General features: G+C 65.9%; 18 protein-coding genes. 7 read left to right on the top strand and 11 right to left on the bottom strand.

Annotation, left to right across the window (positions count from 1 at the left end):
* Positions 1 to 35 precede the first annotated feature (35 nt).
* Genes WHZ77_RS31185 through WHZ77_RS31170 form a run of 4 tightly spaced genes read left to right on the top strand, consistent with a single transcriptional unit; the run spans position 36 to position 3,362 of the window.
* Positions 36 to 866, top strand: coding sequence for an ABC transporter ATP-binding protein (locus tag WHZ77_RS31185; protein WP_375311435.1), 831 nt, complete (start codon positions 36 to 38; stop codon positions 864 to 866).
* The gene (locus WHZ77_RS31180; RefSeq protein ID WP_375311434.1) at positions 863 to 1,681 is read left to right on the top strand and encodes an ABC transporter permease; all 819 of its coding nucleotides are present in this window, start codon (positions 863 to 865) and stop codon (positions 1,679 to 1,681) included. The genes WHZ77_RS31185 and WHZ77_RS31180 overlap by 4 nt, the downstream gene beginning before the upstream one ends.
* Positions 1,681 to 2,670, top strand: coding sequence for a 2-hydroxyacid dehydrogenase (locus WHZ77_RS31175; RefSeq protein WP_375311433.1), 990 nt, complete (start codon positions 1,681 to 1,683; stop codon positions 2,668 to 2,670). The genes WHZ77_RS31180 and WHZ77_RS31175 overlap by 1 nt, the downstream gene beginning before the upstream one ends.
* On the top strand, positions 2,670 to 3,362 hold the full coding sequence (locus WHZ77_RS31170) for an AprI/Inh family metalloprotease inhibitor (RefSeq protein ID WP_375311432.1): 693 nt from the start codon (positions 2,670 to 2,672) through the stop codon (positions 3,360 to 3,362). The genes WHZ77_RS31175 and WHZ77_RS31170 overlap by 1 nt, the downstream gene beginning before the upstream one ends.
* Positions 3,363 to 3,542: 180 nt before the next feature.
* Here WHZ77_RS31170 and WHZ77_RS31165 read toward each other — a convergent pair whose 3' ends face one another.
* The 3 genes from WHZ77_RS31165 to WHZ77_RS31155 all read right to left on the bottom strand — a co-directional run bounded on the left by WHZ77_RS31165 (position 3,543) and on the right by WHZ77_RS31155 (position 6,871).
* Positions 3,543 to 4,922 (bottom strand): peptidoglycan-binding protein, encoded by a 1,380-nt coding sequence (locus WHZ77_RS31165; RefSeq protein WP_375311431.1) that lies wholly within the window; start codon positions 4,920 to 4,922, stop codon positions 3,543 to 3,545.
* 210 nt (positions 4,923 to 5,132) lie between these two features.
* Positions 5,133 to 5,846 carry a DNA repair protein RadC gene (radC, locus tag WHZ77_RS31160; RefSeq protein WP_375311430.1) on the bottom strand — a complete coding sequence of 238 codons (714 nt, stop codon included), beginning with the start codon at positions 5,844 to 5,846 and terminating at the stop codon, positions 5,133 to 5,135.
* Positions 5,847 to 5,887: 41 nt separating this feature from the next.
* Positions 5,888 to 6,871, bottom strand: a complete 984-nt coding sequence (locus WHZ77_RS31155) for a DMT family transporter (protein ID WP_375311429.1) — start codon at positions 6,869 to 6,871, stop codon at positions 5,888 to 5,890.
* A 131-nt stretch (positions 6,872 to 7,002) separates the two neighbouring features.
* Here WHZ77_RS31155 and WHZ77_RS31150 point away from each other — a divergent pair, with 131 nt between their 5' ends.
* Positions 7,003 to 7,599: a bifunctional transcriptional activator/DNA repair enzyme AdaA gene (locus WHZ77_RS31150; protein WP_375311428.1), complete on the top strand. Its 597-nt coding sequence runs from the start codon at positions 7,003 to 7,005 to the stop codon at positions 7,597 to 7,599.
* 27 nt (positions 7,600 to 7,626) lie between these two features.
* On the opposite strand, the gene map is transcribed toward WHZ77_RS31150, so the two are convergent.
* Both map and WHZ77_RS31140 read right to left on the bottom strand, forming a co-directional pair.
* Positions 7,627 to 8,445 carry a type I methionyl aminopeptidase gene (gene map, locus WHZ77_RS31145; protein ID WP_375311427.1) on the bottom strand — a complete coding sequence of 273 codons (819 nt, stop codon included), beginning with the start codon at positions 8,443 to 8,445 and terminating at the stop codon, positions 7,627 to 7,629.
* 106 nt (positions 8,446 to 8,551) lie between these two features.
* Entirely contained in the window at positions 8,552 to 9,868 is a 1,317-nt protein-coding gene (locus tag WHZ77_RS31140; RefSeq protein ID WP_375311426.1) for a mechanosensitive ion channel family protein, read from the bottom strand.
* A 211-nt stretch (positions 9,869 to 10,079) separates the two neighbouring features.
* Here WHZ77_RS31140 and WHZ77_RS31135 point away from each other — a divergent pair, with 211 nt between their 5' ends.
* A complete protein-coding gene (locus WHZ77_RS31135; protein ID WP_375311425.1) occupies positions 10,080 to 11,873 on the top strand; it encodes a potassium/proton antiporter in 1,794 nt (597 codons plus the stop codon).
* 52 nt (positions 11,874 to 11,925) lie between these two features.
* Here the strand turns inward: WHZ77_RS31135 and modC are convergent, their stop codons facing one another.
* From modC to mepA, 5 genes are all read right to left on the bottom strand, one after another.
* Complete coding sequence (modC, locus tag WHZ77_RS31130) at positions 11,926 to 12,588, bottom strand: molybdenum ABC transporter ATP-binding protein (protein ID WP_375311424.1); 663 nt, start codon at positions 12,586 to 12,588, stop codon at positions 11,926 to 11,928.
* 2 nt (positions 12,589 to 12,590) lie between these two features.
* Positions 12,591 to 13,286, bottom strand: coding sequence for a molybdate ABC transporter permease subunit (gene modB / locus WHZ77_RS31125; protein ID WP_014439365.1), 696 nt, complete (start codon positions 13,284 to 13,286; stop codon positions 12,591 to 12,593).
* Positions 13,287 to 13,305: 19 nt separating this feature from the next.
* Positions 13,306 to 14,088: a molybdate ABC transporter substrate-binding protein gene (gene modA / locus WHZ77_RS31120; protein WP_375311423.1), complete on the bottom strand. Its 783-nt coding sequence runs from the start codon at positions 14,086 to 14,088 to the stop codon at positions 13,306 to 13,308.
* Between the two features lie 229 nt (positions 14,089 to 14,317).
* A complete protein-coding gene (locus tag WHZ77_RS31115) occupies positions 14,318 to 14,821 on the bottom strand; it encodes a hypothetical protein (RefSeq protein ID WP_375311422.1) in 504 nt (167 codons plus the stop codon).
* A 313-nt stretch (positions 14,822 to 15,134) separates the two neighbouring features.
* Positions 15,135 to 16,079, bottom strand: coding sequence for a penicillin-insensitive murein endopeptidase (gene mepA / locus WHZ77_RS31110; RefSeq protein ID WP_375311421.1), 945 nt, complete (start codon positions 16,077 to 16,079; stop codon positions 15,135 to 15,137).
* Between the two features lie 522 nt (positions 16,080 to 16,601).
* Between mepA and WHZ77_RS31105 the strand changes: the two genes are divergently transcribed.
* Entirely contained in the window at positions 16,602 to 18,770 is a 2,169-nt protein-coding gene (locus WHZ77_RS31105) for a putative bifunctional diguanylate cyclase/phosphodiesterase (protein ID WP_375311420.1), read from the top strand.
* Positions 18,771 to 18,889: 119 nt separating this feature from the next.
* Here the strand turns inward: WHZ77_RS31105 and WHZ77_RS31100 are convergent, their stop codons facing one another.
* Positions 18,890 to 20,854, bottom strand: a complete 1,965-nt coding sequence (locus tag WHZ77_RS31100; protein WP_375311419.1) for a methyl-accepting chemotaxis protein — start codon at positions 20,852 to 20,854, stop codon at positions 18,890 to 18,892.
* Positions 20,855 to 20,958 lie beyond the last annotated feature (104 nt).

The following is a 20,958-nucleotide window of genomic DNA, read 5'->3' as shown; positions in this document are numbered from 1 at the left end:
GCGGCTCGGTCCCTCCACATCACAATCAGCGACCAATGGTAGAGAGCAAAACTTCGTCCGGGGTCGAGGCCAGCCTGACGGCCCTCGCCGTCAGCCTGCGCGGGGTGACGAAGGCCTATGACAATGGCGTCATGGCGCTCGGTCCGCTCGATCTCGCTGTCCGCAAGGGCGAGTTCATCTCGCTGCTCGGGCCCTCCGGCTGCGGCAAGTCGACGGCGCTGCGCCTGATTGCCGGGCTCGGCGCGCCGTCGTCCGGCATCGTGCGTGTGTTGCGCCACAAGGGTGAGGCGCAGCCAGGTCATGTTCAGCAAGCTCATGGCATCGGCTTCGTGTTCCAGGAGCCGACCCTGATGCCCTGGACCAGCGTGCGCGAAAACGTCAGGCTGCCCTTGAGGCTCGCGCGCGTGCCGAAGGCCAATGCTCTCGCGCGCGCCGATGCGGCGTTGGAGAGCGTCGGGCTCGCCGATTTCGCCGAAGCATTCCCGCGCGAGCTCTCCGGCGGAATGAAGATGCGGGTGTCGCTGGCGCGCGCGCTCGTCACCGACCCTGATATCCTCCTGATGGATGAGCCGTTCGCCGCGCTCGACGAGATCACGCGCTTTCGCCTCAACAACGATTTGCTCGCGCTGTGGCGCAGCCTTGGCAAGACCGTTATCTTCGTCACCCATTCGGTGTTCGAATCCGTCTATCTGTCGCAGCGCGTGGTGGTCATGACGGCGCGGCCCGGCCGCATCCAGGCCGACATCCGCATCGAGACGGTCGAGCCGCGCGGAGAGGAGTTTCGCACCTCGACTGCCTATTCCGACTATTGCCGCCGCGTTTCGGCCGCGCTGGCGCCGTCCTATTCGGGGCAGTCGACGCTATGAACGCGCAAGCCGCCGTCACCGCAAGATCCTCGGGCATGCAGCGCGCCGCGCGCTTCGTGCTTCCCGTCGTCGTGTTCGCGGCAGGGCTCCTTGCCTGGGAACTCGTGGTCCGCATCAGGGAGATTCCGCCCTACGTGCTGCCGGCGCCCTCCGTCATTGTCCTGACGCTGATCAAGGACTGGGCGGTGTTGTCACAATCGCTCGCCGCCACGCTGCTGACGACGCTCGAAGGTTTTGCCGCCGCCAGCATCGGCGGGATCGCGCTGGCGCTGTTGTTCAACCAGTCGAAATGGGTGGAATATTCGCTGTTCCCCTATGCCGTGGTGCTCCAGGTGACGCCGGTGATCGCGATCGCGCCGCTGCTTCTGATCTATCTGGAGCAGCAGACCGCGGTGGTCGTCTGCGCCTTCATCGTCGCCTTTTTCCCGGTGCTGTCGAATACCACGCTCGGGCTGAACTCCGTCGATCGCAACCTGGCCGGGCTGTTCCAGCTCTATGGCGCCTCGCCACAGCAGACCCTGCGGCTCCTGAAGCTGCCGGCGGCGCTGCCCTATATCCTCGGCGGCTTGCGCATCGCCGGCGGCTTGTCGCTGATCGGCGCGGTCGTGGCCGAAATCGCGGCCGGCACCGCCGGCGCGGGCTCCGGGCTCGCCTACAGGATCGCCGAATCCGGCTATCGGTTGAACATACCCCGCATGTTCGCGGCGCTGTTGTTGTTGTCGCTCGCCGGGATTGTCATCTATGGGGTGCTGGCGCTAGTTTCCCACCTCGTTTTACGGCGCTGGCATGAAAGCGCGCTTGGAAAGGACAACTGATGGCTGCCGGTTCGATTTCGTCCGAAAAGATCGACCTTTTGATTTATGGACCGGTGCGGCCGATCCTCGAGAGTGGTTTTTCCGATCATTTCGTCGTCCACAAGGCCGAGACGCGCGGTGATCTCGAGCGGCTGACGCCGGCGATCCGCGACAGGATCCGCGGCATGGCCGTGACCTATCACACGGTGCGCGCCGACAAGGATTCGCTGTCCCAGCTGCCGAAATTGGAGATGGTGGCGAGCTTCGGCGTCGGCTACGACCACATCGACGCCAAATACGCGGCCGAGCACAACATCATCGTCACCAACACGCCCGACGTGCTGACCGAAGAGGTCGCGGACGTCGCGATGGGCCTGTTGATCTCCACCTTGCGCGAATTCATCAAGGCCGACCGCTATGTGCGCTCGGGCCTCTGGCAGACGCAAAACTATCCGCTCAGCGTCGGCTCGCTGCGTGACCGCAAGGTCGGCATCGTCGGCATGGGCCGGATCGGCCAGGCCATCGCGCGCCGGCTCGATGCCTCGCTGGTGCCGGTGGTCTACCATTCGCGCAATCCGTCCAAGGACGTCTCCTACAAGCACTACCCCGATCTGATCGAGATGGCGAAGGCGGTGGATACGCTGATGGTGATCGTGCCCGGCGGCGCCAGCACCAACAAGATGATCAATGCCGAGGTGCTCAAGGCGCTCGGCCCGCGCGGCGTGCTGGTCAACGTCGCACGCGGCTCGGTGATCGACGAGCCGGCTTTGGTCCAGGCGCTCAAGTCGGGCTCCATCCTGGCTGCAGGCCTCGATGTGTTCGCGGCCGAGCCGAACGTGCCGGACGAGCTCAAGACCATGCAGAACGTCGTGCTGCTGCCGCATATCGGCTCGGCATCGGTGGTGACGCGCAACGCGATGGACCAGCTCGTGGTCGACAACCTCAAGGCCTGGTTCGCCGGCAAGGCGCCGTTGACGCCGGTTGCGGAAACGCCGGTGAAGAGCCGCTGATGCGCGTTCTTCGGGTCGTAGCATCGGTCATCGCGGCATGTGTCGCCGCGATCGGCATGGCGCATGCGCAGGATACGTCGACCCTGAAGAAGGACATGCCCGGACAGTGGGAGCTCTCCACCACCGAGCGAAGCAAGACCTGCGTCGTCACCCTCAAGGCCGACGCCGCGGGGCAGGGCTACAAGCTCGAGCTGGAGCCGGCCTGCAAGACCGCGCTACCTTTCACCAAAGACATCGTGGCCTGGAGCGTCAGGGGTCTCGACATCGTTCGTTTGCAGGATGCGACCGGTGAGGCCGTGATCGACTTCACCGAGGTCGAGGCCGGCATCTTCGAAGGCCTGCGGCAGGGCGAGGGCGTCTACATCCTGCAGGACCTCGCCGCCGCCCGCTCGATGGCCAAGTCGATGGACCAGATGATCGGCGACTGGTCGATCGTGCGCGGCAACGGCCAGCCGGTCTGTGGATTGACGCTGACCAACACGGAAGCCGGCCCTGACAATTTCCAGGTCTTCCTCAAGCCGAAATGCGATGCGGCCATCGCGCAGTTCAACCCGACGCAATGGCGGCTCGAGCGCGGCCAGATCATCCTGATGTCGAAGGCCGGCGAGGCCTGGCAGTTCGAGGCCGACGACAATGCGCAATGGCGGCGCGTCCCCGACACCGCCGATCCCCTGATCATGCTGCGTCAGTAGGCGCCGCCGCGGCGACAAGGGCGCTGCGACCTCTCCCGCAAGCAAGCGGGAGAGGTCGCGCCGAAGGCGCGGGTGAGGGCTCTCTCCTCTTGGGGTTCTCGATTGCGGAGACACCCTCTCCCCACCCCCGCAAGCGGGGGAGGGAGCACCTGTTCAAGCGGTCGAAGCTAACCCATCACACTACGTTGTCGGCTTCGGCGGCGGCGCGGTGCCTTGCGCCCACTTCTCCAGCTTGCCGAGCACGCCCCAGGCGGTCAGCGCCAGCGAGATCGGCATCGCGAACTGGCCGAGGCCCGGCACGGCCGACACCACCGTTCCGAGTAATCCGGCAATGCCGCCCGCATTGGGGCTCGCCGTGACCGAGGAGAGCAGCGCGGTGAGCACCGAGCCGCCGATGCCGAGTGCGGTCTTTTTGCCGTCGAGCAGCTTGCCGATGGTCTCGCCCAGCGCGCCGTTGACCTGGCCGAGCACGGGCTTGCTATCCTTGTTGAGCAAGGTGCTGAGCAGGTCGACGACCTGCTTCAGCTGATCGACGGGAGCAGGGTTGGTCGGCGTCACTGGTCCAGGCATCGGCGCGGTCTTGTTGATGAGGGCGAACAGGCGTTCGAACAGGTTGATCGGATCGTTGGTCGTCGTCGGCGTGGTCGCTGGCGGCGTGCTCGCCTGCGGCGTGCCGCCCCGCAGCAATTGCGCGAGATCCTCCAGCCGCTTCAGCGCCTGGGATAGGTCTCCGCCCTGCACCGAACCTCCCGCCTGTGTCGCGCGCGTGATGGCGGCGACCGTGGCTGCATCGAGGAGGCCGGTGTCCTTCAGGCCGTTCTGCTGTTGAAACTGCGAGACCGCGGCCTTCGTCTTCGGTCCGCTGATGCCGTCCTCGACGAGCGGCGGATTGGCGCCGAGCTTGTTGAGCGCCTGCTGCATGAGCGCGATCGTCGATGCCGCATCGTCCTCGGGCTCGGCGCGGTTCGCAAATTGCGGGCCGTTATCGAGGGTGATCGAGGAGTCGAGCGTCATCATCGCGTGCAGGATCACCGCCGTGCCGAGCTGAGAGTCGACATGGTTCGCGTCGAACACGTGGTCGCGGACGAATTTTCCGGCCCGTGCCTCGGGTGGGCCGTACAGGGTCGAGCCGCCGTAGAGATAAGGCGAATTGCACCCCTTCGCGTGATAGCCGAAGCCGTTGAACGCCTCCAGCCGGTACAGGATCCGCCCGATGCTCCAGTCCTGCGCGCCGACGAAATTCTCGATCCGGAACGCGTCCACGGCGCCGTCCACGAAGGTGGCGAACGGGCCGCGCCCTTTCGGAACGATCGTCGTCACGCGATGAAGCGACTCGCCGTTGCCGAGATAGGTGTCGAAGTCGAAATTGGACTCGCGGTAGTGACAGAGGGCGGCAAAATACCAGGGCACGCCGGTCAGCCGTTCGATCTGCTGATAGGTCGCCTTGCCGTTAATCGCCTTGCGAGCCACCGCATTGGCGTCGGCGAGGCGTGCAGGCCGGATCTCGAGACTGGCCCAATTCCGCTCATATTCGTTTTTCAAGCTCTCGAATGAAACCATCTCCCGCTCCCGCAAAAATTGATGAAAATATTCTTCATGCAAGTCAGGTGTGAGCCATGCGTCTTGGTCGCGGCATGGCTCCAGCGTGATCCGGCAAATCTGGCAGGCCGCGGGCCGGATGCATGTGAAATGGCTTACACGCTCGGGGAGAAAACAGCGCCGGTGGGGAGGGCTGCTTTTGAAATCGGCCGAGGCGCTTGTCCGCGTTCTCTAGATCAACCGCATCCCGCGCAGGCTCGCATGCCCGCTCTTGCCGACGATGATGTGGTCGTGCACGGCGATCCCCAGCGGCTTGGCGATGTCGATGATCGCCTTCGTCATCTGGATGTCGGCCTGCGAGGGCGAGGGATCGCCCGAGGGGTGGTTGTGCACCAGGATCAGCGCGGTGGCCGATAGCTCGAGCGCGCGCTTGATGACCTCGCGCGGATAGACCGGGGTGTGGTCGACGGTGCCGGTCTGCTGCACCTCGTCGGCGATCAGCTGGTTGCGCTTGTCGAGGAAGAGCAGGCGGAATTGCTCCTTGTCGGCAAACGCCATGCTGGAGCGGCAATAGTCGATCACCTCGTTCCAGGACGACAGCGCGTTGCGGCTGTTGACCTCGCCCTTGGTCACGCGACTCGCCGCGGCCGCGATCAGCTTGAGCTGGTTGACCGCGGCCTCGCCGACGCCCTCGACCTCGCGCAGGCGCGCGACGGGCGCGTGCACGACCTCGGCGAACGAACCAAAAGTCTTGATCAGCGTCTTCGCCAGCGGCTTGGTATCGCGCCGCGGCAGCGCGGGAAACAGCGCCATCTCCAGCAGCTCGTAATCGCTGAGCGCATCCGCTCCGGCGCTGTAAAATCGCTCGCGCAGCCGCTCGCGATGGCCGTGATAATGCGGCGTGTCTTCAGGCTTGCTCTGGTCCTGGTCTGGCTTGGCGGGCATCGAGCGCCAAGCATTGCCGCGGATTGCCGTTTTTGCAACCTTCAATTGTTCCAGCCGGCATGTGACGATGGCGACGGTCTGACTGGCGGTCTCTGGGCGCTTCGGATTGGCAGGGGCATCGTGATGGCGACGACGCCGGCTAGGATCAACGCCATCCCGGCAATGCTCGACCAGCTGAAGCGCTCGTCCAGCCAGGCGGTTCCCAGCGCCACCGCAAATCCTGCACGCAGGTAGCTCCCGCTGGTTGTGCCAAGTGGCCCGAGCGTTCTGATCAGGCGGAAGTAGATCACCATTGCGAGCGCCGTGCAGACGACCGCGAGAGCGACGACCGCCGCAACCGCCTGTGGGGGCGGCGGTGTCAGCGTCCACGGCTGTTCGAGGATGGCGGCCGCGGGCAGCATCAGCATGCCGGCGCAGCTCATAGCTCCGGCCGCCGTCACGACCGCGGGGAGCTCGGAGAACCGCTGTCCCCATATCGGCGCGAGCGCGTAGCACAGGCTGGCGCCGAGGACGGCGACCTGCGCCAGCGGCGGCGCCGCCGTGCCGATTCCGGACGGCGCATCGATGCCGATCGTCACGGCCACGCCGAAGAGGCCGAGAGCGACGCCGACGATCCTCCGGCCGCTGATCGTCTGCCGTCCGTGCCCGGTCATTAACGCGATCGCAAGCACGAACATCGGCGGCGTCGCATTGAGGACGCCGGCAAGACCGCTTGCGATGTGCATCTCGCCCCAGCTGATCAGCGTAAACGGCAGCGCGCTCTGCAGCAGCCCTTGCACGCAGAAAGCCACCCACACCGATCCTTGGCGGGGAAGCGCATGTCCCTGCGCGAGAGCGATCAGGATCAGGAGAACGGCCGCGATCGTCACCCGCGCGGCCACCATCGTGATGGGTGGGATCGTCGGGACCGCGACCTTGATGAGCGTGAACGAGCTGCCCCAGATCAACGACAGGAGCAGCAGAAGCCCGATATCGAGCGCGAGCGTGGTTTGCCCTGACGTCGTTGGTCGTGCCTGCGTGCCCATGCGATTTGCTCCTGAAAAGATCGGCACCATGATCTGGAGCGGTCGGACGGGCTGGCTGAATTCGGACCTCATCGTCCGATCGAGTCCGATTTCGGCTACTCGTCGCGCTGTGCCGCCATTATTCTTGCGACATGACGATAGGTTCGGCGCATCGGCAAACCCTGCCACCGCATCTCGATCGGGAGACCTGCGATCGGGCGCGGCTGGCACGGGCTCGCGCGTTCGATGGCCTGTTCTTCTCGGGCGTCCGGTCGACGCGCATCTATTGCAGGCCGGTCTGCCCGGTCCGCCCCGCGCGCTCCGAGAATGTCACCTTCTATGCGACCGCTGCCGCCGCCGAACGGGCCGGCTTTCGCCCATGCCTCCGCTGCCGGCCGGAATCGGCGCCGGGGTCTCCAGCCTGGCTCGGCACAGCCACCACCGTCGCGCGCGGGATGCGCCTGATCGATGACGGCTTTCTCGATCGTGCGTCGATGACGGAGCTTGCCGAGGCGCTCGGCGTCGGGCCGCGCCATCTGCTGCGTCTGTTCCTACGTCATGCCGGTGCGAGCCCGAGCGAGATCGCAGCAACGCGGCGCGTGCAGGAAGCCAAGCGCTTGATCGACCAGACTAGGATGACGTTGGCGGAGATTGCGTTTGCGGCCGGCTTCGGCAGCGTTCGCCGCTTCAACGATGCCTTTGCAGCGACCTACAAGAGGGCGCCGTCATCGTTCCGCCGCCGGAGGTAGAGGTCCGCGAGGGAGGCCGCGGCGCAATCACCCGATCTGCTTCTCGCCGTGCCGTTCCGACAGCGTGAAGATCTCGACGCCCGTCGCCGTGACGCCGACCGAGTGCTCGAACTGCGCGGACAGCGAACGGTCGCGGGTGACGGCGGTCCAGCCGTCCGAGAGGATCTTCACATGCGGCTTGCCGAGATTGATCATCGGTTCGATGGTGAAGAACATGCCGGGCTTGAGCTGGACGCCCTCGCCGGGCCGGCCGATATGGATGATGTTCGGCTCGTCGTGGAACATGCGCCCGAGGCCATGGCCGCAGAAATCGCGCACCACGCTCATGCCTTGCGGTTCGACGAAGCTCTGGATGGCGTGGCCGATGTCGCCGGTGGTGGCGCCGGGCTTCACCGCGGCGATGCCGCGCATCATGGCTTCATACGTCACCTCGATGAGGCGCTCGGCCCTGCGGGCGATCGGGCCGACCGAATACATCCGGCTGGAATCGCCATACCAGCCGTCGACGATGAAGGTGACGTCGATGTTGACGATGTCGCCTTCCTTCAGCGGCCGGTCGCCGGGCATGCCGTGGCAGACCACGTGGTTGAGCGAGGTGCAGGTCGAGTAGCGATAGCCGCGATACATCAGAGTCGCCGGATAGGCGCCGTGGCTGAAGGCGAAGTCGCGGACGAACTGGTCGATGCGTTCGGTCGGCACGCCGGGCCCGACGATGTCGGTGAGCTCGTCGAGGCACTTGGCCACCAGCGCACCGGCCTTGCGCATGCCGGCAAAGGCGCCCGGCCCATGCAGCTTGATCTGTCCGGTCTTGCGCAGGGAGGTATCGGAGGCTTCGACGTAGCTCATGCGGGGCTGGTCTCGATGTCGCGGAAAGGCTTGATTTCACGTCCCAATCTAATGGCTGTGGGCCTGCATGCAAGCCGAGCTTACTGGCTCTGCGCCCGAAAACGGCCTAATTCGGGACTTCTACGGTGGTTTCCACCGGCAGGGCGCCCCCGCGGATGCGGATTTCACGGACCGGATAGGGAACCCGGATGCCCTCGCGCTTGAAGGCGTCCCACAGCGCCAGCATGACGTCGCTCTTGACGTTGTCCATGCCGTCGGGGTCGGCGATCCAGAAGGTCAGCGAGAACTTCATTCCGGCCTCCGCGAATTCGGTCAAAATGCTGTTCGGCGGCTTGCCCTTCTGGGCGCGGGGATGGGCCGCTGCGGTCTCGGCGGCGAGCTTGCACACCAGCCTTGGATCGGCGTCGTAATTGGTGCCGAAGGCGATCTTCACCAGCGTGTTATTGTCGGTATAGGTCCAGTTGACGACCTTCTGCGTCACCAGATCCTCGTTCGGCACCAGGAATTCGCGGCCGTCGCCGGCGGCAACGGAAATATAGCGCGTCTTCATCGCGCTGATGCGTCCGGTGTTGTCGCCGATGGTGACGAGGTCGCCCGGCTTCACCGATTTGTCGGCGAGCAGGATAATGCCGGAGATGAAGTTGGCGACGATCTTCTGCAGGCCGATACCGATGCCGACGCCGACCGCGCCGGAGAACACCGCGAGCGCCGAGAGGTCGATGCCGACCGTGCCGAGCGCAATGACAATTGCGACGGCCAGAAGTCCGATGCGGATGATCTTGACCAGCAGCACCTGCACCGACGGCGTCAGATCGCTGGTCGCGTTGATCCGGCTTTCGGCGAAATTGCTGGCGATGTTGGTGAGCCAGAGCGCGATCAGCAGGAGCGCGCCCGCCTTGATCACCAGCAGCGGCGTCAGCCTGAGGCCACCGAGCACGATTGCGACGGAGTCGAGCAGGTCGACCGTCGAATCGAGCTGGCCGAGGATGGACAGCGCCGCGACGAACCAGGCGGTGATCGACACCAGCCTGACGATGAAGGCGTTGCGCAGCACCGAGGTCACCAGCCGGATCGCGAGCCAGGCGAAGCCCAGCTTGGCCGCGACCATCAGGAGATAGGAGCGGCTCGGCCAGGTCGCATGGTACATCACCACGCGGGAGACGATCACGAGCAGGGTGAACACCGCCGTCGAGGCGCTGGCGACCATGACCCGGGCAAAGTGCCGGAGCGGCAGCGGCAAGCGCATCGCCAGCGAGGTCATGTCGACGCGGCTGCGAATGGTCGCTTCCGCGGCATAGGCGATGCCGGCCGCGGCCAGCATCAGGCCGAATTGCAGGTAGAACCACGGTGAGGAGATTTCCGCCCCGACGCTGCGTGCGGTGGTTTGCACGAACTCCATGAAGTCTTTGAGGTCCATGTCCATTGGTCTCGTCGGGAGGCGGGGCGGAAGGATTTGATTCGATGGCGCCGCAGAATCCCACAAAGGCAGCGGCGCGGCCATCGATACACCGCCAAGTGAAGCGCGTTAAGGCCGCAAAATACGGGCAGATGGCCGCGAGCGGGAGAAAATGGGTTGGCGCGCCGGGGCTGCGACGATAAGGATGCAAATCCAGCAATTCGTACCCGGAAGGTGAATGGCCTCCCTCGACTCTGTCAGCCTCGCCATATTGCTCGGTGCCGTCCTCGTGATGGCCGGTATCCTGTCGAGCCTGCTTGCGCTGCGCTTCGGCGCGCCCTTGCTACTCGTCTTTCTTGCGGTCGGCATGCTCGCCGGTGATTCCGGCCCCGGGCAGCTCCAGTTCGACGACGTTCGCACCACCTATCTGGTCGGCTCCGTCGCGCTCGCCTTGATCCTGTTCGACGGCGGCCTGAAGACGCGCTTTGCCAGCATCCGCACCGTGCTCGCGCCGTCCGTGGTGCTCGCGACCGTCGGCGTGCTGCTGACCGCGCTGATCACGGCGCCGTTCGCCAAATACGCGCTCGACCTCAACTGGACGGAGTCGCTGCTGGTCGGCGCCGTGGTGGCCTCGACCGACGCGGCCGCGGTGTTCCTGCTGGTGCACACCCAGGGCCTGCGCCTGCGCCCGCGCGTCGGGGCGACGCTGGAGGCCGAGTCCGGCACCAACGATCCCTTCGCGATCTTCCTCACTTTGATGCTGGTCGAATACATCTCGCTGGGATCGAGCTCGGCCGGCCATGTGGCGATGGAGTTCATCCAGGAGGCGGTGCTGGGCGCTGCCGTCGGCTTCCTCGGCGGACGCCTCGTCGTCATCGCCCTCAACAAGGTCGCGCTGCCGCAGGGCCTGCACGCGCCGTTCGTGACCACCGCGGCGCTCGTCATCTTCGGCGGCTCGCAGATCATGCACGCCTCGGGCTTCCTTGCGGTCTATCTCGCCGGCATCATCATCGGCAATCGGCCGACGCGCGCGCATAATTCAGTGGTGGCTTTCCTGGACGCCGCGACCTGGCTCGCTCAGATCGTGATGTTCGTGCTGCTCGGCCTGCTGGTCTCGCCGAGCCGGCTGGGTTCAAGCGTGCTTCCGGCGGTCGGGGTCGCGTTCGTGCTGATGCTGGTCGCGCGGCCGATCGCGGTGTTCGTGTGCCTGGCGCCGTTCCGCTTCAACTGGCGCGAGAAAATCTTCATCGCCTGGACCGGTCTGCGCGGTGCCGTCGCGATCTTCCTGGCCTCGATCCCGATGCTGGTCGGCCTGTCGAAAGCCTATCTCTATTTCGACGTCGCCTTCGTCGTCGTCATCATCTCACTGCTGTTGCAAGGCTGGACCCTGGCGCCGGCCGCGCGCAAGCTGCATGTCGCGCTGCCGCGCGCCGAGCGCGGCCCGCGCCGTGTCGAGCTGGATCTGCCGGGCCAGCTCGAGCAGCAGCTGGTCGGCTATCCGGTTCGCGCAAAGAGCCTGTATTTCCGCCGCGGCCTGATCCCGTCCTGGTCCAAGCCGACGCTGGTGATTCGCAACGAGAACATCCTGACGCCCGTGGAAGCCGATCCGATCGCGCCGGGCGATTACATCTATCTGCTGGCGCCGCCGGAGAAGGCCGAGTCGCTCGACCGCTTCTTCGTCGACATGCAGCCGAGCTCGGCGCCTGATCCGCATCTGCTCGGCGACTTCATGGTTTCCGCCGAGCACACGCTGGCCGAGCTCGCCGAGATCTACGGCGTGAAGGTAGGCGATGATGAAAGCAAGCTGACCCTGGCCGACTATTTCGACGTCCATCTCGACCGCGCGCCGAAAGAGGGCGCCGAGCTCGCGCTGGGCGAGATCGTCCTGGTGGCACGCAGTATCTCCGGCGGCCGCGTCAGCGTCGTCGGCCTGCGTCTGCCGGAGGACGAGGAAACGCCCGCGCCGCTGACGCGCAGGCAGGAGCTGCGGCGCAAGCTGGCGGAGTTGTGGATCTCGGTGGCGGGGGTCTGATTGTTGTGTCGTTCTGAAGCCGGGACGCCGCGGAGGATAGTCTACAGCCCCCTCACGTCAGCACCTTCACCCCGCCGAACGACGTCACGCGGCCTTGCTTCAGCATCACGATCTGCGTCGCGAGCTGGCGCAGCTCGGCGACGTCGTGGCTGACATAGACCATCGGGATGTTGGCCTCGTCGCGCAGCCGCACCAGATAAGGCAGGATCTCGAGCTTGCGGGCCTCGTCGAGCGCGCCGAGCGGCTCGTCGAGCAGCAGCAGTCGCGGCTTTGACAATAGCGCGCGGCCGAGCGCGACGCGCTGGCGCTCGCCGCCCGAGAGTTTTCCGGGGCGGCGATCGAGCAGGGCGCCGATGTCGAGCAGGTCGATGATGCGCCTGTGCTGGGCCGGATCGGGCGCGAGGCCGTTCATCCGCCGTCCATAGTCGAGGTTCTGCGCCACGTTCAGATGCGGAAACAGCCGGGCATCCTGGAACACATAGCCGATGCGGCGTCGATAAGTGGGCACATGGATGCCGGCCGCTGTATCGTCCACGGTCTCGCCGTCGATCACGATGCTGCCACGATCGGGCCGCAGCAGCCCGGCGATCATGTTGACCAGCGAACTCTTGCCCGCGCCCGATGCGCCGAACAGGCCGATGACGCGGCCTTCGCTGGTGAAGGATGCGGAGAGCGAGAATTCGCCAAGCTGTTTTTCGACATCGACTCGCAGCATGATCAGTTCCCGTGCAGGCGCTGCGTAGCGCGGCGGGCGAACCATTCGGCGGCGATCAATGCGCCCAGCGCCAGGACGATCGAGACGATCACAAGCCGGCCCGCTGCCGTGTCACCGTCCGGCGTCTGGATCAGCGAATAGATCGCGGATGAAATCGTCTGGGTTTCGCCGGGAATGTTCGAGACGAATGTGATGGTCGCGCCGAACTCGCCGATCGCCTTGGCAAAGCCGAGCACCATGCCGGCGAGCACGCCCGGCAGCGCCAGCGGCAGCGTCACCGTGAAGAACACCTTCCACGGTGCTGCGCCCAGCGTCTCGGCTGCCTGCTCGAGCCGGCGGTCGATCGCCTCGATCGAGAGCCGCATCGGGCGCACCAGCAGTGGAAACGACATCACGCCGCAGGCGAGCGCTGCACCGGTCCAGCGGAAGGAGAAGACGATGCCGAGATAGTCCGCGAGGAAGCCGCCGACGAGGCCCTTGCGGCCGAAGGTGAGGAGCAGGAGATAGCCGGTGACGACAGGCGGCAGCACCAGCGGCAGATGCACCACGGCGTCGAGAAATGATTTGCCCCAGAAGTCGCGGCGGGCAAGCAGCCATGCCAGCGCAATGCCGAACGGCGTTGCCACCAGCGTTGCGATCACGGCGACCCTGAGCGAGAGCAGGATCGCCGTCCATTCGGCGGGAGAGATGTCGAGCACGAAAATCAGGTCGCAAAAATCAGGTGGTCGGGCTGACCAGGAACTTGAAGCCGTACTTTTCCAGGATGGTCTTGGCGGCGGTCGAGCGCAGGAAGGCGAGATAGTCGTTGGTCCAGGGTTTTGCGGTCGTGGTCGCGGCGACCGGATAGATGATCGCGGGATGCGAGTCGGCCGGGAAGGTGCCGACGATCTTCACGCCGGGCTCGACCTTGGCGTCGGTGGAATAGACGATGCCGAGGTTGGCTTCGCCGCGCGCCACCAGCGTCAGCGCGGCGCGCACGCTCTCGGCCATCGCGAACTTCGGCTCGGCAGCGGTCCAGGCGCCGAGCTTCTCCAGCGCTGCCTTGGCGTATTTGCCTGCTGGCACCGACTTGACGTCGCCGGTCGCGATCCTGCCGTCACCGGCGAGTTTTGCGAGATCGAAGCCCTGCGCGATGGTGACGTTGTCGAGCTTGGAATCCTTCGGGGCGATCAGCACGATGCTGTTGCCGAGCAGGTTGACCCGGGACGGCTCGTTGATGGTCTTCTTGGCTGTCGCGTAGTCCATCCAGTCGGTATCGGCCGAGACGAACACGTCGGCCGGTGCGCCCTGCTCGATCTGCTTGGCGAGCACGGAGCTTGCGGCATAGCTGACGCTGAACTTGACGCCGGTCCTGGCGGTGTAGGCCGCGTCGATCTCGTCCAGCGCGTTCTTCATCGAGGCTGCCGCAAACACGGTGATGGTCTTGTCCTGCGCGGCGGCAGGCGAGACGGCCGCGAGCAGAACGACGAAGGCGGAGAAGAGTACGGAAAGGCGGGACATCGGGAGCGCTCCATGCGGGCTCGCGCGCGCCAATAAGGCACGCAAGACGGCGTTGGTTGAGTAAGGTTCGCGATCGGCGGACGCGCTGTTCCGGGAAGCCCGATGGACTTACGGTCCCTCAGGATGTCGCTGGGCGTGACCATAACAGGCTGGCGGAACAGGTCAAAGCTGACCTTTTGAGGTCAAAGCTGACCTTTGAGGTCAAGCCGAGCTTTGGCCCGCTCCGTGCCTATTCGCCCGGCAGGATCGCGATCGAGACGAGATTGTCCCTGGCGCCGCTGATCTGGAGCACGAAGGGCTGCGTCGACAGCTGGTATTTCATGGTCTTGCGGATGCCGTCGCAGTCGGTGGCGCCGCTGAAGGCCACCGGCTTGAGGACATGGCCGTCCTGCACCACGTCGACCCAGGCCCCGCCGGACAGGCTGATCGTATAGAGCCCGGCCTTCGCGGTCTTGACGCTGGTGAAACCGGCAAAGGTGCCGTCCTTCGGCGCCCGCTCTGGCGGTGTCGGCAGTTTTGCCTCCGTGGTCGCGACCAGCCCCAACGTGATCGCCGACGACGGCATTGCGGCCTGTTCGCTCCCCGACGCGAGCCTGGCACGATCCGGCGCAGTGAGCGCGGCGCGCTCGCGCGCGATCGGCCATTTGAACTTGTCGCAGCCGCTGGGCTCTTCGGCGGCGAGAGCGGAGGTGACGCCGAGCGAGAGCGCGGCGAGGATGGCGAGGGCGCGCATGTCAAATCCCATCGTTGGCCGCGTTGTGAACGCGGGGCTTGGTCAGGTGTGAAGAGTGGGATGCGCGTCCCGGGATGCCACGGGCTTACGGCACGGCGGCGAGGCCAATCCTAGCGCATTTCGCGGGATAGGAGCCAGTAATGAATCTGTCATCCCGGGGCGCGCGCAGCGCGAGCCCGGGATCCATAGCCACAACAAGGAGTTTGGCGAAGACCCGTGGTTATCAGCGCGCCCCACATTTCTCTCCGGGAGTATGGGTCCCCGGCTCGCTTCGCGTCCCGGGACGACACCGATCGGGAGGAGACAGCGTACGCTACGGCTTCGCGTCGCTCGCGTGCAGCACGACCTTGCAGGCGGCCGGCATCTGCGCCAGCGTCATCGGCGGTTTCGGCTTGGGCGGTTCCGGCGGCGGCTTCGGGTGCAGCACACCGTCGCTGAACCAATAGGCGAGATCGGCCGGCTTGCAGCCCTCGTCCTCGGATTGCGACGGCTGGCCCTCGCACTCGCCTGATCCTGCCGGGCAGCGCATGCGAATGTGGAAATGATAGTCGTGGCCCCACCACGGCCGGATCTTCGACAGCCAGGCGCGGTCGCCCTTGGCCTCGCGGCACAGCGCCTTCTTGATCGCGGCATTGACGAAGATGCGCTGTACCGCCGGCTCCTGCGCGGCGTCGCGAAGCACCAGCACATGGCGGGGCGTGAACACCTTCGGATCGACGTCGAGCCGGTCCTGCCGCACCATCATCACCGCCGACATCTCTTCGCGCTCCTCGCGCGAGAGCCGGCGATCCGGCATCGGCGTCAGCCAGATGTCGGCGTCGAGCCCGATCTGGTGGCTGGCATGGCCTGACAGCGCCGGCCCGCCGCGCGGCTGGGCGATGTCGCCGACCAGGATGCCGGGCCAGCCGGAATCCTTGCTCGCTTTGGCCGCGAGTCGCTTGATCAGCGCGATCATGTCGGGGTGGCCGAAATTGCGGTTACGCGACAGCCGCATCACCTGCCAATGGTCGCCGTTGAGCGGCATCGGCATGGCGCCGCCGATGCAGCCCCTGGTGTAGGAGCCGATGACATGGGCCGGCCCCTTCGACGGCAACAGCTTGCGCGCAAACAGCTCCTTGGCGCCGAGCGTGGGATCATCGGGATTGGCGAGCGGCGGCAGGGGCTTTGGCGTGACGCTGCCCTTGTCCTGAGCCGGCGCGTCGCCGGCGGCCAGGAACGTCATGACGAACAGGAGAGGTGCGAGGCGGCGGGGACTCATGCTGATCTCCTTATAGCCGAACGCCGCGTCAGGGTTAACAATCAGGCTTGCAGCCAACGGCAGCTCACGCTGTCTTTACAGCCGCGGCCTCCGCGCGCAGCCACGCGCACCACGAGCATTCGAAAGTTCTGGATTTCGCGCCGTCCGGCCGCTTTTTTAACAGCGCGATAACCGTATCCTGCGTTGACCAATATTCGTGCGCGGAGCGGGATTCGCTTGATACGTGCATGCAATCGGACGCGCCTCCGGAATTGATTCATGGAGAGCGCGCGTTTTTGCACCACCTCTCGCTCCGATTGCGACGAGGGAACAGGACCGCCGTGCCCGCCGACGCCGCTCGCGCCTCTCAAACAGGCAAAACGGGCCGCCCGCAGCAGTCGCGGAGCCGACGGTTTCGTGGCGGCCCCACCGAAGATTACTTTTTTTTCAGACACTTGCCTCAAAGCTTGCGGCCGCTGGACGCGGCTAGGACGAGTGAAGTTGGGTTTGGGGTCTCGAAAAACAAAAAAGCGAAAGCAGAGCGTGCTCGCGAGGGCTGGCCGACAGCCGCGCAAGCCGCGATTTGCGCGCGCGCCTCATCGGCCCGTTGAAGGTGACGCGCTGGTGCAGAGCCGCGCGGAAGCCGAAGCGGCCATCGCCGAGGCCCGCAAATCGCATGAACGGCTGCGCCAGGCCGTCGACTTGCTGCCGCAGGGCATCGTGATCCTCGATCCCGAAGGCCGCTACGTCCTCTGGAACAGGCAATACGCCGAGATCTACAGCAAGACCGCCGATCTCTTCAAGGAAGGCGCCCGGCTGGAGGATACGCTGCGCGTCGGGGTTGCCCGCGGCGACTATCCGGAAGCCGCCGGCCACGAGGAAGAGTGGATCGCGCAGCGGCTGAAGAAGCTCTACGAGCCCGGCAAGCGGCATGAGCAGACGCTGTCGGATGGCCGCGTCATCCTTATCGAGGAGCGCCGCACCGATGACGGCGGCGTGGTCGGCCTGCGCGTCGACATCACCGAGTTGAAGCAGCGCGAGGCCTCGTTCCGGTTGCTGTTCGACGGCAATCCCGTGCCCATGATCGTCTGCGCGCTGGACGACGAGCGCATCCTGGGCGTCAACGACGCCGCGGTCGCCCATTACGGCTATAGCCGCACCGAGTTCGAGCGGCTGAAGATCCGCTCCCTCCAGGCCTTCGACAGCGAGCCGCCCTGGACCATCGATCGGTCCAGCGACGAGCAGGCGGCGCGCACCTGGAAGCACGTCAAGGCCGACGGCGCGCTGATCGATCTTGCGATCTACTCGCGCGAGCTGACCTACGCCGAGCGGCCCGCAGTGCTGCTCGCGCTGATGGACATCACCGAGCGCAAGCGCGCCGAGGCGCGGCTCGCCTTCATGGCCCAGCATGACGGGCTCACCGGACTGCCCAACCGCAATCTGCTGCGCCAGCAGGTCGACGAGATGCTGCAGCATATGCGGCGCAGCTCCGACAAGGTCGCGCTGCTGATGCTGGGACTGGACAATTTCAGGGCGGTCAACGACACGCTGGGACATGCGGTCGGCGACAAGCTCCTGCGCGGCGTCGCCAAGCGGCTGCGCTCGACCTTGCGCGAGGACGACGCGCTGGCGCGGCTCAACTCGGACGAGTTCGCCATCGTTCAAAGCGGCCTCACGCGGCCCGAAGACGCGGTGATCCTCGCCAAACGCCTGCTGGAAGCCGTCGCCGATCCCTATCTGCTCGACGGCCATTCGGTGGTGATCGGCGCCTCCATCGGCATCGCGATGGCGCCCGGCGACGGCGATGATTCCGAAAAGCTGCTCAAGAGCGCCGACATGGCGCTGTCGCGCGCCAAGGCCGATGCGCGCGGCACCTTCGCCTTCTTCGAGGCCGCGCTCGATGCAAAGGCGCAGAGCCGCCGCAAGATCGAGGTCGAGCTGCGCGACGCCATCCAGAACGACGTGCTGCGGCCGTATTACCAGCCGCTGATCGATCTTACGAGCGGACGCATCACCGGCTTCGAGGCGCTGGTGCGCTGGCCGCATGCCGAGCGCGGCATGGTCTCGCCGGCCGAATTCATTCCGGTGGCCGAGGAAACCGGCCTGATCAATCCGCTCGGCGGGCTGATGCTGCGCCGCGCCTGCCTCGACGCCGCGACCTGGCCGGACGACGTCCGCGTCGCCGTCAATCTCTCGCCGCTGCAGTTCCGCAGCGGCAATCTGCTCTCGGTGGTGACCGACGCGCTGAAGCATTCCGGCCTGCCGCCGCGGCGGCTGGAGCTCGAGATCACCGAGACGCTGCTGCTGGAGAAGAGCGCCCAGGTGCTGGCGACGCTGCATGCGCTGCGCGCGCTCGGCGTGCGCATCTCGATGGATGATTTCGGCACCGGCTATTCCAGCCTCAGCTATCTCAGAAGCTTCCCGTTCGACAAGATCAAGATCGACCAGTCCTTCGTCCGCGATCTCGGCGCCAACCGCGAGGCCCAGGCGATCATCCGCTCGATCGTCAGCCTCGGCAAAGGCCTCGGCGTCACCATCACCGCCGAAGGCGTCGAGACCGAGGCCGAGCTGAGCTGCCTGCGAGCCGAAGGCTGCGACGAGGGCCAGGGCTTTCTGTTCAGCAAGGCCCGCCCCAACGCCGAGATCATCAGCCTGCTGAAGGCGCAGCGCGGCATCGACGGCGACGAAGAAGACGCTGCGATGGTGGCGTGAGCGCGCGAGAGTGAGCTCAATAGCCGGCCGCAAAAGCGGTGCGCAGCCCCCCTCTCCCGCTTGCGGGGAGAGGTTAGGCGAGCCCGCGGCTCGACTATCCTAACCCAGGGCCCAACACCCTACGCCGCCCGAAGCCCCGCCAGGAACGTGTCCACGCTCTTCTTCAGCGCCGATGCATGCTGCCCGAGCTCGCCCGAGGCCGCCATCACATTGCCGGCCAGCGCGCGCGATTGATCCGCGGCCTGGCTTGCGCCGGCGACATTGGCGGAGACGTCGGTGGTGCCCGCGGAGGCCTGCTGCACGCTGCGGGCGATCTCCCGCGTCGCCGAGCCCTGCTCTTCGACGGCGGCGGCAATCGTCGTGGTGATGCCGCTGATCTCGCGGATGGTGCCGCTGATGCTTGAGATGGCGGTGACGCAATTGCCGGTCGCCGCCTGGATCGCCGAGACTTGGCTTGCGATCTCGTCGGTCGCCTTCGCGGTCTGGCTGGCCAGCTCCTTCACCTCGGAGGCGACGACGGCAAAGCCGCGGCCGGCCTCGCCTGCGCGCGCCGCCTCGATCGTGGCGTTGAGGGCCAGCAGATTGGTCTGGCTCGCGATCTCGCTGATCAGCCGCAGCACGTCGCCGATGCGCTCGGCGGCGCCGGCAAGGCTGGTGACCATCTCGGTCGTCTCGGCCGCCTTGACCACCGCGCCGCTCGCGACCTGGCTGGAATGGGTGACCTGACGGCCGATCTCGCTCACTGACGAGGCCAGTTCCTCGGTCGCCGCGGCAACCGCATTCACGCTGGTCGAGGCTTCCTCGGACGCCGTCGCCGCGGCGGAAGCGCGCTGCGAGGTGCCATTGACGCTGGTCGTGATCTCGCCGGCGACGCTCTGCATACCCTCGGTGGCCTTGGCGACCGCCGCGACCACGCCCTTGACGTCGGCCTCGAAGCGGTCGGCCATCTGGCGCTGCAGCGCCTGCTTCTCGACCTCCGCCTTGGCCTTGTCGGCCTCCTGCGCCTCGCGCATCGCGACGGATTCGAGCATGTTGCGGCGGAACATCTCGACCGCCTTGGCCATGGTGCCGAGCTCGTCCGGGCGCTCGCTGCCGGGAATGGTGACGCTGGTGTCGCCGCTGGACAGCCGGTTCATGACGGCGGTGATCGCGGTGAGCGGGCGCGACAGCCCGCGTCCGAGCAGCAGCGCCAGCACGATCGCTGCGGCCAGGATCGCGATCGTGCCGAGGATCAAATTGCGCTCGGCGGTGGCGAACGCGGCCTCGTATTCCGTCGTGTCCTTGATGATCTCGAGCACGCCGACCGGCGCCCCCGCATAGTTCTTGATCGGGCCGGCATAGACCTCCACCGGATGGCCGTCGAGTTCGGCTTCGTGCCGGACCGATGTGCCGTCGACCGCGCCCTTCAACTGGTCGAGCGGGGTGACCACAGTGTTGCCGAAGGTCGAGGACAGCTTGTTCAGGGTCTTGCCGTCGAGCGAGTAGACGGCAAGGTCGATGCCGAAGCGCTTCTTGGCGCGCTCGACGAATTCCTTGCCGAAGGCGGCGCCGACGTCCACGTTCGCAACGCTTTTGCCGTCGCGCATGATCGGCGTCATGCCGAAGATGCCGAGCGCCTCGCGGCCCGGTTCGACGCCCACGATTGACCGGCCTGTCCTGATCGCCTCGACGACGGTCTCCCGGCGTGTGGAGACGTCGTCGCCGAAGGTCTTCGGGGCATGGACGCGGTAAAACGCGATTGCGGGCGGAAGCTGGAAGGTGATCAGCGGAATGCCCTGCGCCTTCAGCGACTTGTTGGCGTCGCCGAGCAGCGCGGCGAGGCCGTCACGGTCGCCCTTGGCGATGGCGTCGCCGACCGGCGGCAGTGCGGCAATCACGGACGAGACGGCGAGCGCCGCGCGCCCCTCATAGTCGATCGCCGCGATCACGCTTTCATACTGCAGCTTGAGCTGCTGATCGAGTGCCATCCGCGTCAGCGCCCGCTGCTGGGTGATCGAGAAGCCGGAAAGGATGGCGCAGGCCACCGCTACCGTGAGCGCGATGGCGAGAATCAGGCGAGCGGCAATCGACTTGAGCTTGATCATCAGAATTCCCAGGCATTTCCAGAATCTTGCTTTTGTCGAACGGTGTCAGAAATTGCTTAACAACAAGGCGGCAGGCCTCGGTGTTTCAACGGGGACGTCCCATC

Source organism: Bradyrhizobium sp. A5, from assembly GCF_042076515.1.
GTDB classification, from domain to species: domain Bacteria; phylum Pseudomonadota; class Alphaproteobacteria; order Rhizobiales; family Xanthobacteraceae; genus Bradyrhizobium; species Bradyrhizobium cosmicum.
Note: the sequence above shows the minus strand (reverse complement) of the source record. Positions and strands in the feature narration are given on the sequence as shown.

Coding starts and splice junctions, on each gene's coding strand:
- WHZ77_RS31140 (WP_375311426.1), bottom strand. CDS start 9,868: ATGGACATGGACCTCAAAGACTTCATGGAGTTCGTGCAAACCACCGCA.
- mepA (WP_375311421.1), bottom strand. CDS start 16,079: ATGAGTCCCCGCCGCCTCGCACCTCTCCTGTTCGTCATGACGTTCCTG.
- WHZ77_RS31100 (WP_375311419.1), bottom strand. CDS start 20,854: ATGATCAAGCTCAAGTCGATTGCCGCTCGCCTGATTCTCGCCATCGCG.
- map (WP_375311427.1), bottom strand. CDS start 8,445: ATGAGCTACGTCGAAGCCTCCGATACCTCCCTGCGCAAGACCGGACAG.
- modC (WP_375311424.1), bottom strand. CDS start 12,588: ATGCTGCGAGTCGATGTCGAAAAACAGCTTGGCGAATTCTCGCTCTCC.
- WHZ77_RS31185 (WP_375311435.1), top strand. CDS start 36: ATGGTAGAGAGCAAAACTTCGTCCGGGGTCGAGGCCAGCCTGACGGCC.
- modA (WP_375311423.1), bottom strand. CDS start 14,088: ATGTCCCGCCTTTCCGTACTCTTCTCCGCCTTCGTCGTTCTGCTCGCG.
- WHZ77_RS31135 (WP_375311425.1), top strand. CDS start 10,080: ATGGCCTCCCTCGACTCTGTCAGCCTCGCCATATTGCTCGGTGCCGTC.
- WHZ77_RS31175 (WP_375311433.1), top strand. CDS start 1,681: ATGGCTGCCGGTTCGATTTCGTCCGAAAAGATCGACCTTTTGATTTAT.
- WHZ77_RS31180 (WP_375311434.1), top strand. CDS start 863: ATGAACGCGCAAGCCGCCGTCACCGCAAGATCCTCGGGCATGCAGCGC.
- WHZ77_RS31150 (WP_375311428.1), top strand. CDS start 7,003: ATGACGATAGGTTCGGCGCATCGGCAAACCCTGCCACCGCATCTCGAT.
- WHZ77_RS31115 (WP_375311422.1), bottom strand. CDS start 14,821: ATGCGCGCCCTCGCCATCCTCGCCGCGCTCTCGCTCGGCGTCACCTCC.
- WHZ77_RS31170 (WP_375311432.1), top strand. CDS start 2,670: ATGCGCGTTCTTCGGGTCGTAGCATCGGTCATCGCGGCATGTGTCGCC.
- radC (WP_375311430.1), bottom strand. CDS start 5,846: ATGCCCGCCAAGCCAGACCAGGACCAGAGCAAGCCTGAAGACACGCCG.
- WHZ77_RS31165 (WP_375311431.1), bottom strand. CDS start 4,922: ATGGTTTCATTCGAGAGCTTGAAAAACGAATATGAGCGGAATTGGGCC.
- WHZ77_RS31155 (WP_375311429.1), bottom strand. CDS start 6,871: ATGGGCACGCAGGCACGACCAACGACGTCAGGGCAAACCACGCTCGCG.